Origin of the sequence: Gemella sp. 20925_1_85 (assembly GCF_041433735.1) — a bacterium.
Classification (GTDB): domain Bacteria; phylum Bacillota; class Bacilli; order Staphylococcales; family Gemellaceae; genus Gemella.
In genome coordinates, this window is record NZ_JAPWCC010000020.1 from 1 (window position 1) to 12,021 (window position 12,021).

Consider the following 12,021-nt stretch of genomic DNA (forward strand, 5'->3'; position numbering starts at 1 on the left):
TAAGTTTCCTTAATTTTGAGTCTATAAATTCTATACTAAAACTTTATCGTTTTCTTTTCTCTCTCTTGGAGATTGACGAACACTTACTTCGATTTTTCCTTTTTTGTTTAATTCACGTACTTTTAATACTGCCCACAATTGAGCTGCGATAAATAGTGATGAATATAAACCAAAGATTAATCCAATAAGTAATGCTACGTTGAATGAGTAGATTGAACTACTTCCTAATAACAACATAACTACTACTGTGATTATAACTGTTAATACCGTATTGATAGAACGAGTTAATGTTTGTCTTAATGATACGTCTACAAGTTTGTAAATTTGTTCTTTTGATGTTAATACTTTTTCATGACGCATATGTTCACGAATACGGTCGAATGTAACGATAGTATCGTTAATTGAGTAACCTACAATCGTTAATACCGCAGCGATGAATGTGATATCTATTTCTAAGCGTAATAAGCTCGCGATGAAAATGATAATACATACGTCATGCAGTAATGCAATAACACTTGTAAGTCCCATACGCCATTCGAATCTAAATGCTACATAGATGATGATACCTATAGATGCATACATTAATGCGAATAATGCATTTTTAGCTAATTCTTTACCAATTACCGGAGATACAACACTCAGGTTAGCATCTTTTTCATATTTTTTAGCAAAGTATTCTTTTATTTCAATTGATTTATTTTGTTCAAAGCTCTCTTTAGAGTGAACTGTTGCTTGTTTTTTATCTGGTGATAAAACTATTTTTTCATCTTTTACTTTTAAGTTATTTAAGTCTTCTTGAATTTTTTCTACAGATAATTCTGTGTTTGCAGCTACGTCTATACGAGTACCACTAGAGAAGTCAATTCCTAGGTTTAGTTTATTCATTCCTAATGAAATAGATCCTGCAATCATGATTGCTATACTTAATGCAAAGAATTTCTTCATGTGCTTAGTGAAGCTTAACCATTCAAATTTTGTACTTAAGTTAAGTGAATTTATACCAAACTTAGTTTCGTGAATACTCTTCTTGCTTACACCAAAGTATCCTGGGTGTTTGTTAAAGATATTAGAGTTTACTAATAAGCTAAGTAATAATCTAGTACCGAATACTGCAGTTATAAAGCTGACAAGAATTGATAATAGTAACATTGTCGCGAAACCTTTAACACTACTTGTACCAAAGATGAATAATACTACTGCAGCGATAACTGTTGTGAATTGTGAGTCGAAGATTGTCCATAGTGACTGTTTAGCTCCATCTAAGTATGCTTTTTTCAATGGATATCCAGCACGCACTTCTTCTTTAATTCTCTCGTACATGATGATATTAGCATCGACTGCCATACCAACCCCAAGAATTAAAGCTGCAATACCAGGAAGTGTTAATACCCCTGAGATCATGTTGAAGAATACCACTGTAATATACACGTAAGCAACCATCATTACGCTGGCTACGAATCCAGGAACACGATAAATAACTAACATGAATAAACAGATAATTGCTAACGCGATAGCACCTGCATATACCGTTTGATGTAATGCATCAGCACCAAATTGAGCTCCTACTGAGTTAGAGTAGATTTCTGTTAATTTAACCGGTAAAGCACCTGAGTTTAATAAAGCTGCCATTTCTTTAGCTTCTTTAACAGTAAAGTTACCAGTTATTTGAACATCTTTAGAGTTAATAGTTTGAGCAACTTGTGGTGCAGAAACATATTTAGGTTTCTCTTTAGCAGCTTCAGCTTTGAATGAATCTCCTTCATTGAAGTCCATCCAAATAACCATTAAGTTTTGACCTTGACCACGTTTGCTAATTTCTGATGTAATATTACCGAATTTATCAGCATCTTTTAATTTTAAGTTAACATCTGGTTTATTGTTTTGATCAAAGCCTTGAGAAGCTCCATTTTCTTCTAAATCAGAACCGTCTAATAGTACTTTATCGTCAATATCACGAATAGTTAAGTTCGCTTGTGTTGATAAAACTTTACGAGCTGATTCTTGGTCTTTAACACCTGCAAGTTCAACACGAATTCTGTTTCCTGATTCAACAGTGATAACAGGTTCACTTACCCCAAGTATGTTAATACGTCTACTAATAGTATCTGCAGTTGCTTTAACAGCTGCTTCATCTATAGTTTGACCTTCTTTAAGAGGTTCTACTTGGTATAGTACCTCAAATCCTCCTTGAAGATCCAGTCCAAGATTTACTTTTTCTGCATTAGTTTTAGATGTTAATCCTATTGAAGTAAGAATAATAATAACTAATGACAAGAAAGCAATTATTCTACTGAACTTTTTCTTCTCATTTCTTCTTCCTCTCATGAAAGTTCTCCTTTATTTTATTTTTCATTGTACAATTTATAGTAATCAAATATAAAATTATTTATATGTAAATCGCTATATAGGTAATTAATACGCTACCTTCTAATTTATCAAATTTTCGCTAAGTTATCAAGTATTTATTTAATTTTTTTATAATAATCTTCTACATATTTAATAACAGAAAAATCATTATTATTTCCAATAACTTCATCACACATTTTTTGAATTTCTTCTTTAGCATTACTTGGACAAACACTCCATCCTGCTACGTCGAACATTTCTTTATCGTTAAAATTATCACCAAATACTACACAATCTTCGATTGGAGAATTATAATATTCAGCTAATTTTTCAATCGCTGTTCCTTTATTACATCCTTTAGGCATAATATCGAAGAAATCAGTCGCCGAGAATGTTCCATCTACTTCTAGAACTTTACTTACCTCATTAAAGAAATTCACTACTTTATCATGATCTTTAGCAATCATCATAATTTTTTGACAATCTTCTTTATTTTTCTTGATTTCACCTATAATGTCATCATGAATATACATTGGCGTTTTCAGTTCCTCTGGCATATCCGCTTCAAGTTTCTTCATTCGAGCCATACTAAATGACAAATGATTACAATAAATATAATTTAATGTATACACGTGAAATTCTATCTCATCATCATTTAGTTCTTTAAACATGCTGTAAATTTTTTCAATTTCTTCTATTTTAAAACTCTTTTGATAAACTATTTCACCTGTTGATAGATTTCTAATTAAACTTCCATTATTAGAAATAACTACATCGTTCATCCCTAAGTTGTAATAATAATGCTTAACCGCAATATCAGGTCTTCCCGTGGCAATTATGAATTTACTTCCTTTATCTTGCAGTTTTACTATTACATCTTTCGCATTTGGTGCAACTTCTTTTTTATCATTTAAAAAAGTTCCATCCATATCAGTAATAAACCATTTCATTAGTTATTTTTCTCCTTTGTGAAAACTAAAAATTTACTAATAACATAATTAGCAACAAGTACTACAAATTGAATAATAAATTTACTTAAATAGGCATTCATTCCTAAGTAAATGAATAATTCTACTCCAAATACTTCTATAACAAGCGTAGATAATCTAGCTGTAAAGAATTTACTAAGTTCATAAAATACTTTCTTAAATCCTGCAGCCTTTGAATTAAATACGTACTTAGCATTAACAAAATATGCAAATAAAATTGATAATGTTATAGATATTAAATTCGCTGGTCTAACTTCCATCCCATAATAATACAAAATAAAGTATGTGACAACATTTACTAGCGTCGTACAAACTCCAAAGAATATGTAGTTAACTATACTTTTGTATTTAGGTTCTTTGTAAAGATCCAGCATTTTCTTTATTAAATTTCTCATGCTATCCTCTTTATATTAAAATTTTGCCAACACTTAATTATATACCTATAAGCAGTTTTTTTCAAATTTTTACATGTAAAACTATAATAACCAAGTAACCTTTTTTGTTTAACTAAAACATCTATATAATTAGAAAAATTAAAGAGCATCTCAAGAAATGATTGAGATACTCTTATTTTTTTAAAGTTTACTAAATAGTTTTACATCTGGATATTTATCGCTGAACCAGTTCATTGCGAAATCATTTTCGAATAAAAATACATAGTTATCGTATAAATCTTTAACTAAGATACTTCTTGAACTTGACATGTTTTCGTTAATTGATTCTTCATTTTCAATCCAACGAGTAGTTTTTTGTCCAATACGTTCCATTATTACTTCTGTATTGTATTCATTTTTCATACGGTGCTCAAATACTTCAAATTGCAGTTGACCTACAGCTCCTAAGATGATTTGATTCGTATGTAATGTTTTATAGTATTGAATAGCTCCTTCTTGTACAAGTTGTTCAACACCTTTGTGGAAGTGTTTTTGTTTCAGTACGTTTTTCGCAGAAACTTTTACGAATATTTCTGGCGTGAATGAAGGAAGTGCTTCAAATTCAACTTTTTTATTTTGATAAAGTGTATCACCGATTTGATAGTTTCCACTATCATAAAGACCGATAATATCTCCCGCATAAGCCACATCTACAGTAGCTTTATCATCTGCCATGAAGTTAGTTGAACGTGAAATTTTTAATTTTTTTCCAGTTCTTGCTAAGTTTACATCCATACCACGGTTGAATTCACCTGAACATACACGTAAGAATGCGATTCTATCACGGTGTTTAGGGTCCATATTTGCTTGGATTTTGAAGATAAATCCTGAGAAGTCTTCTCCTGTTGGTTGAATATCTTCTTCATTTACTCCACGACGCCCTTTTGGTGTTGGTGCATTGTCTACATAGTAGTTTAAGAAACTTTCTACACCAAATGATGATAATGCTGATCCGAAGAATACTGGAGTTTGTTCACCTTTTAGTTGTTTGTCATAGTCGTAGTCAACACCTGCTTCTGTAATAAGAATCATATCTTCTACACATTTTTGATACATAGTATCTTGAGCAAGTGGATTATCATCTACAATATTATACTCTTCGTCTAATTCTACGAAATCACTATCTTCTTTAAATGGTTCGATAAAATGATTTTTTCTATCCATAATACCGAAGAAGTTTTGTCCCATACCTACAGGAAGGTTCATCGGATATGTTTCAATTTCTAATTTTTCTTCAATTTCCTCTAGTAATTCTAATGGATCTTTAATCTCACGGTCAACTTTGTTGATAAATGTAAAGATTGGAATTCCACGCATACGACATACTTTGAATAGTTTTAATGTCTGAGCCTCAATCCCCTTAGCTCCGTCAATAACCATTACGGCACTATCTACTGCCATAAGTGTACGATATGTATCTTCTGAGAAATCTTCGTGCCCTGGTGTATCTAGGATATTGATAATTTTGTTATCATAATCAAGTTGCATTACTGATGAAGTTACAGAGATACCACGTTGTTTCTCAATATCCATCCAGTCACTTTTTGCATATTTTCCTGTCTTTTTACCTTTTACTGTTCCTGCTTCACGAATTGCTCCACCGAATAATAGTAATTTCTCTGTTAATGTCGTTTTACCAGCATCGGGGTGAGAGATAATCGCAAATGTTCTTCTTTTTTCTACTTGTTCTCTAATTTTTTCTACCACGTTATTTTCCTTTCAATTTTTTATTTAATATTAAATTTCTTTTTCGCTTCTTCTACTGCAACTATTGGATCTGAGTGCCAAACTTTTTTACCGCCTTGAAGAATCTCATAATCTTCACGTCCTTTTGACGCTAATATCACCACATCTCCAGGTTCAGAAAGTTCAATTATTCGTTTAACAGCATCAGTTCTAAACCATACTTTTTCATAATTTTTATGAGTCATTCCTTTTTCAATTGATCCCATAAGAACTTCCACATCTTCATCACGAGGACTATCAGTTGTAATAACAACATAATCTGCTTCTGAGATAATTTCACCAATTAATGGTCCTTTAGAAATATCACGTCCACCACCCATTCCAGTTACAAGAAGAGTTCTTTTTCCTTTTCTCATCTCACGAGTTGCTTCTAATAATTTTTCATATCCGTCTGGAGTATGTGCAAAGTCACTAATAATATCAATTGGGAGATCATCTCCTAGGATTTCCATACGACCATAAAGTGCTCCCAGTTTAGGTAAGATACTAACTAGTTGCTCAACACTATAACCTTTTACCCATACAGCAATAAGAGCAGCAAGTACATTACTTACCATAAAGTCTCCGATATAATTAGTAGTACATTCAAATGTTCCTTCTGGAGAATTTAGTGTGAAACTTGTTTTATAAACTTTATCTTCTTTAAATTGTTTTATATTATAAGCATAAAAATCTGCTGTTTCATCTACTATCGAGTAGTTTATTTCTTGCTGGTATAAACATTTTGATATAACTTTATAATAACTATCGTCTTTATTTAAGACACCATATTTTGCTTCCGATAGATTATTTCCTAGTGTAGAGAATAATAAACTCTTATCATAAGCATAAGTCTGCATGTCCCCATGGAAATCTAAGTGTTCGTGTGTTAAATTCGTAAATATCGCAACATCGATATCTACGTTATAAATACGACCTAACGCCATCGCGTGTGATGATGCTTCAAATGCTAAATTTTTTATATTTTCTCGACGTAATTCACCTATCTGATTATGTAAAGTTACTACATCAGGAGTAGTGTTTCCGAAGTAAACAGGTTCTGCATCATTTTTTCCGAAACCATTTGTTCCTATATAGGCACTACTTTCTCCTAAAGTTCTCAACATATTATGTACCAACGTCGAGATACTTGTTTTACCATTTGTTCCAGTTACCGCAACAGTATGTACATCAGAACCTTCATTAATTTTCTTAGCTATCATACTAGCAATCTTTTCAATTTCATGTTCTTTAATAACGATCACAGCACAGTTTTCTACGTTATAATTTTCATAACGGCTCGCAATTACTAATGCTGCCCCCTGTTCAATTACTTTCTCTATATAATTATGACCATCTACCGTATATCCTTTTATAGCGACAAATACATCTCCTTTGCCTACTTTTCTAGAATCTTGAGATATATTATTTACACTTTCTGGTAAATTTCCATAAATAGTTTTTACTTTTATATTATCAATAATATCTAATATATTCATACTATCTACCTTTTTCTTATTTTCTAACTACTAAATTATACCACGCATGATACTAATACTCAACCAACAACGGTAATTATTTTATCTAAGAGCGACACAAAAATCATGATTTAGTAGAAATTGAGTTTATCAAGTCATCCAAGCAAAGTTTACTAGATATCTTAATAACTTTTAAAATGCCTATTTAGTTATCGAAAAAACACTTCTTCTATGAATTTTATTTAAACTATTTTAAATTTTGAACTTTAGTTATATTCTCATTTTTTATTCATTCTCTCTAGAATGACGACATTCTATTTCTGTTATGTTGATAATTAATAAAAACTAGTGTAATATATATAAGAAATCATTATAAAAAGAAACTAAAAGGAGCTACAATGGAACACGAAATTATTTCAGAAATTTTGACTCATATAGCTAATAACAACATTAATAAAATAACTTTCTCTAGTATTCGCAATAAAGAATTAGAACTTGATAAAGTTATTGGTAAATTAGTTAGTATTAAAGAAAGCATTAATCTACAGCTAGAATACAGATATAAAAGAATAATAAAACATACTAATATAGTTACTACTGATTCTTCAAATATCGAAAATACGGTTAAAGAACTTTTCGAATTAGCAAAAGATATTAATGTTGTTACCATAGATGAGAATATTAATATTAAAATTTCAAAAAAATTCAAAATTAGTATAAGTAGAAAGAAAACAGCTACTAAAACTATTTCATTTGAACATAATAAGAAAAAAGATTACTTCTTAGATGAAAAACAGAAATATCCATTTTTAATTGAGCTCGGTATTCAAAATAAAGACGGTAAGGTTGTTAAAAGTAAATACAATAAATTTAAACAAATAAACAAGTACCTTGAATTTATTAAACAAGCTACTACTCAATTAGATTCCAGTAAACAGATTACAATTCTAGATTTTGGTAGTGGTAAAAGTTATCTAACATTTTCTACCTATTATTATTTAACTGAAGTTCTTAATATGAATGTAAAAATTATTGGAATAGATCTAAAAAAAGAAATTATTGAACATTGTAATAATATAGCTGAAAAACTTAATTTCTCTAATCTTAGCTTTATATACGGTGATGTTATCGACTATGAAAATAAAGACGAGATAGATATGGTTATAAGTCTTCATGCATGTAACACAGCGACTGACATAGCTATTCTAAAAGCACTTGGTTGGAAAGCAAAAGTATTCTTTGCAGTTCCTTGTTGTCAAAAAGAAGTTAATAGTCAACTTAATGATGATTTTCTTCCATTTATGTTAAAACATGGGATTGTGAAAGAAAAATTCTCTACTCTTCTTACGGATTCTGTTCGTAGTGAAGTCTTAGAAGCATTTGGATATAAATCTGATATCGTTGAGTTTATCTCAGCTGAAAATACACCTAAAAATCAACTTATCCGCGCTTATAAAATGACAAATAATGTAGATAAAGATAAATTATCCAATATAGAAAAATTCACTTCATCTTTGAATGTGAAGATGTTCTTATTAGATGAAGCAAAAAAATTAATATAAAGTAAAAAGCACTAGCTCTTACTTGAGAGCTAATGCTTTTCTTTATTCTAAAATTATAGTTCACTAAAATCGTAAACTTTACCTTTTTGTCTATTTGGTAATACAGCCGCAATTACTAAGCAAATTACTGCAGGTACTAACCATTCTAAACTTTGAGCTGCTAGAGGAAGTTTTGCGATTAGACCACTTAAAGCTGCTACTTTAAATGTACTTCCTACTACAGAAAGAATAGAGATTAATGTAACTACTGCCATTGTTAATTGCATTCCTAATTTAGATAGTGCAACGTATTTGTTAACAATAACGATTAATACTAATGCAATTGTGATTGGGTATAAGAACAATAGCATTGGTACTGAGAATTGGATAACACTTTGTAATCCAACGTTTGCGATAGCAAATCCTACAACTGTGAATAATGTAGCATACGTTTTGTATGAAAGTTGTGGGAATTTTTTATTAAAGAATTCTGAAGTCGCCACGATTAATCCTACTGTTGTAGTGAAACATGTAAGAATTACCATGATTCCTAAGAACATACTTCCGAAGTTACCGAATAATTGACGAGCTGATTCAGATAGTACATATGCACCTTTGTTAACTTTAGGGTTAGCAAGTACATCTGCAGGTACTGCAAATTTATTACCCAATAATCCTAATCCAACGTATAAGATACTGAATCCAATACCTGTTGCAATACCAGCAATCCATACACTTGATAAAAATTCTTTTTTATCTTTAAACCCTAATTGTTTTAAAGCACTCATTGCAATGATACAGAATGCTACTGAAGCAAGTGCATCAAGTGTGTTATATCCTTCGATAAATCCTGTACCAAATGCTAAACCACTAGTAGCATAAGTTTTAGCAGCTTCTCCTGTTGAGTTGAATTTAGAAACTCCTAAAATTACTAAAATTACGATTAATAAAGCAAAAATAGGTGTTAAAACTTTACCTACACTATTTAAAATCTTAGTTGGGTTTACCGCTAATAAAAACGCACATACGAAATAAATAACTGTAAAAATTAATAACCATGGTAAACTACTTCCAGCTACAACTGGTGCTACTCCAATATCAAATGCTGTTGCTGCAGTTCTTGGAATCGCAAAAAGTGGTCCAATTGATAAATAAAGTAAAACTAAGTACGCTGTTGAGAATAATGGCGAAATCTTTTCATCCATCTCAGCTCCATAACCATTTGGATTAAGTGCTCCTACAATAAGTGTAACGATCGCTATACCTACTCCTGAAACAACAAATCCTAAAATTGCTGGCCAAAAGTTTCCACCTGCACTTACTCCTAGCGCTGGTGGAAAGATTAAGTTTCCAGCACCAAAAAAGATACCAAATAATAACAATCCGGTTAATAAACCTTTTTTCATATATAATATTTCCTTTCTTAATTTATAATAGTATTATTATAATACTATACCTTAATCAAAAAGGCAAACATTTTTTAAAAAATATTTTAGATTTTTTTTATTTTTTTAAGAGTTATCAGATAATTTTTAAAATAAAAAAGAAAACGAATTCAATTTTATACTTGAATTCGTTTTTTATTATTATACATGTAACCAAAGTAATTGTATTACGAATAATATAGCAAAGATATACATTAATGGGTGAATATCTTTCCATTGTTTTTTTGATAATTTTAATACTACATAAAAGATAAATCCAAATGCAATACCATCATTAATTGAACCTGTAAGTGGAATACCTACAATTGTTACGAATGCTGGGAAAGCTTCTGTAATATCAGCCCAATCAATCTTAGCAATACTTTCCATCATGAATGATCCAATGATGATTAATGCTGGTGATGTAATTGCTGGAACTGAAGCTAAGCTACTTGCAAGTGGGAATAAGAAAATTGAAATTACAACTAAGAAACTTGTTGTTAAAGCTGTAAGTCCAGTACGTCCCCCGTTAGCAACCCCTGCAGAAGATTCGATATAAGCTGAAGTTGGAGTAGTTCCGAATAGAGATCCTGCTAATGAAGCAAATGAGTCAGCTAATAAAGCTTCTTTTGCTTTTTCCATTTTTCCATTTTTAACTAATCCTGCTTGTGTAGTTACTGCTACCATTGTACCAGTTGTGTCAAATAGTGTTACCATTAAAAATGTGAAAACTATTCCGTATAATCCTAATTGTAAGGCATTAATACTTTCACTAACTGGATTATATAATAAACTTAAATCCATGTGAGGAATACCAAACACTTTTTCTACTTTTAACATTCCTGTGAAGTATGAAATAACAGCAACTACTGCCATCCCAATGAAAATAGCACCTTTCACTTCTAAAGCTAATAGAACAAGGATAATAAAGATACCTAAGATTGTCATATAAGCTACCGGATTTTTTAGATCTCCTAATGAAAGAATTGTGTGTGGATTTGCTACAATAAGAGCAGAGTTTTTAAGCCCTAAGAATGCGATAAATAATCCAATTGCTGCTGAAATCCCATGTCTTAAATTATTCGGGATCGAATCAATTAAACTTTCACGGAATTTTGTTGCCGATAGAATTACAAAAATAACAGCTCCTAAAAAACACGTTGCTAATAACGTTTTATAGTTATAACCTGATGTTGCAGCTAGTGTTGCGAAATATGAGTTTATTCCCATACCAGGTGCAACTACTATTGGATAGTTTGCTGCTAATGCCATAATTAAAGTACCAACTAAAATCGCGATTATTGTCGCTGTAAATACTCTATCTAAAGGGATACCTGCTGCTGATAATACAGCTGGATTTACTACTAAAATATAACTCATAGAGAAAAATGTAATTAAACCAGAAACTACTTCAGTTCTAGTATTAGTATTATTCTCTTTTAATTTAAAAAGACGTTCTAACATAAATAGAAAATTCTCCTTAGTTTTTATTAATGCCTAAGCACATAAATAATAATAAATCTTTTAAAAATAAAAGTCAAGAGTTTTTTTATCAGAAAGTTCATATTTTATTGTTTTTTCTATACTTATATACTTTCAACTAACGGAATTACCCTTTTAAATATTTCTTTTTTAATTTGTTTACATAAAACAAACTCGTTAAAACCGAACTTTGAACTTTTATATTTCCTTAATAATTCGAATTTAAAAAAATAAAAATTCTTTAAACACTATACTTCAAGAAGTAGCACTATGTCTAAAGAACTTAATTTTTATTCTTCACTGTTAGGAATGACTCCCATTAATTTTAGCAATTTATCCCATTCAAAAAGCATCTGCAAAGCATATAGTGCTAAAAATAGATAAAGCATCTTTGTAATTGGAAAATCATGATAATCTAAAAAGAAAAATTTTAAAAAAATTACGAATAATAGTGAAACAGAAGCTATCTTAAAATGTTTTTCTCCTGATACTTTAATATTCAAAAATATAATAACAATAGGAACTAAACTCAATCTTGCTAAATTTTCTAGTATATCCATAATACTACCTCCACATAATATAATTCGTATCCTTCATTTATA

9 protein-coding genes are annotated in these 12,021 nt (G+C 30.4%); 1 reads left to right on the plus strand and 8 read right to left on the minus strand.

The features are described from left to right. Positions 1–30: 30 nt before the first annotated feature. The 5 genes from secD to O3884_RS06665 form a co-directional block, all read right to left on the minus strand. Complete coding sequence (gene secD, locus O3884_RS06645; RefSeq protein ID WP_371452549.1) at positions 31–2,325, minus strand: protein translocase subunit SecD; 2,295 nt, start codon at positions 2,323–2,325, stop codon at positions 31–33. Positions 2,326–2,462: 137 nt separating this feature from the next. Then, a complete protein-coding gene (locus tag O3884_RS06650; RefSeq protein WP_371452550.1) occupies positions 2,463–3,296 on the minus strand; it encodes a Cof-type HAD-IIB family hydrolase in 834 nt (277 codons plus the stop codon). Next, positions 3,296–3,730 carry a GtrA family protein gene (locus tag O3884_RS06655; protein ID WP_371452551.1) on the minus strand — a complete coding sequence of 145 codons (435 nt, stop codon included), beginning with the start codon at positions 3,728–3,730 and terminating at the stop codon, positions 3,296–3,298. The genes O3884_RS06650 and O3884_RS06655 overlap by 1 nt, the downstream gene beginning before the upstream one ends. Before the next feature lie 180 nt (positions 3,731–3,910). Next, a complete protein-coding gene (locus tag O3884_RS06660) occupies positions 3,911–5,464 on the minus strand; it encodes a peptide chain release factor 3 (RefSeq protein WP_371452579.1) in 1,554 nt (517 codons plus the stop codon). Between the two features lie 32 nt (positions 5,465–5,496). Beyond that, complete coding sequence (locus O3884_RS06665; protein ID WP_371452552.1) at positions 5,497–6,993, minus strand: UDP-N-acetylmuramoyl-L-alanyl-D-glutamate--2,6-diaminopimelate ligase; 1,497 nt, start codon at positions 6,991–6,993, stop codon at positions 5,497–5,499. Between the two features lie 377 nt (positions 6,994–7,370). Between O3884_RS06665 and O3884_RS06670 the strand changes: the two genes are divergently transcribed. Next, positions 7,371–8,534, plus strand: coding sequence for a class I SAM-dependent methyltransferase (locus tag O3884_RS06670; RefSeq protein WP_371452554.1), 1,164 nt, complete (start codon positions 7,371–7,373; stop codon positions 8,532–8,534). 53 nt (positions 8,535–8,587) lie between these two features. On the opposite strand, the gene brnQ is transcribed toward O3884_RS06670, so the two are convergent. From brnQ to O3884_RS06685, 3 genes are all read right to left on the minus strand, one after another. Further along, positions 8,588–9,919, minus strand: a complete 1,332-nt coding sequence (gene brnQ / locus O3884_RS06675) for a branched-chain amino acid transport system II carrier protein (RefSeq protein ID WP_371452555.1) — start codon at positions 9,917–9,919, stop codon at positions 8,588–8,590. Positions 9,920–10,099: 180 nt separating this feature from the next. Further along, complete coding sequence (locus O3884_RS06680; RefSeq protein WP_371452556.1) at positions 10,100–11,401, minus strand: NCS2 family permease; 1,302 nt, start codon at positions 11,399–11,401, stop codon at positions 10,100–10,102. Positions 11,402–11,709: 308 nt separating this feature from the next. Next, on the minus strand, positions 11,710–11,979 hold the full coding sequence (locus O3884_RS06685; RefSeq protein ID WP_371452557.1) for a hypothetical protein: 270 nt from the start codon (positions 11,977–11,979) through the stop codon (positions 11,710–11,712). Between the last annotated feature and the right edge of the window lie 42 nt (positions 11,980–12,021).

What these genes read in the sequence shown, in the direction of transcription:
- O3884_RS06650 (WP_371452550.1), bottom strand. Translation starts at nt 3,296, where the DNA reads ATGAAATGGTTTATTACTGATATGGATGGAACTTTTTTAAATGATAAA.
- O3884_RS06665 (WP_371452552.1), bottom strand. Translation starts at nt 6,993, where the DNA reads ATGAATATATTAGATATTATTGATAATATAAAAGTAAAAACTATTTAT.
- brnQ (WP_371452555.1), bottom strand. Translation starts at nt 9,919, where the DNA reads ATGAAAAAAGGTTTATTAACCGGATTGTTATTATTTGGTATCTTTTTT.
- secD (WP_371452549.1), bottom strand. Translation starts at nt 2,325, where the DNA reads ATGAGAGGAAGAAGAAATGAGAAGAAAAAGTTCAGTAGAATAATTGCT.
- O3884_RS06655 (WP_371452551.1), bottom strand. Translation starts at nt 3,730, where the DNA reads ATGAGAAATTTAATAAAGAAAATGCTGGATCTTTACAAAGAACCTAAA.
- O3884_RS06670 (WP_371452554.1), top strand. Translation starts at nt 7,371, where the DNA reads ATGGAACACGAAATTATTTCAGAAATTTTGACTCATATAGCTAATAAC.
- O3884_RS06685 (WP_371452557.1), bottom strand. Translation starts at nt 11,979, where the DNA reads ATGGATATACTAGAAAATTTAGCAAGATTGAGTTTAGTTCCTATTGTT.
- O3884_RS06680 (WP_371452556.1), bottom strand. Translation starts at nt 11,401, where the DNA reads ATGTTAGAACGTCTTTTTAAATTAAAAGAGAATAATACTAATACTAGA.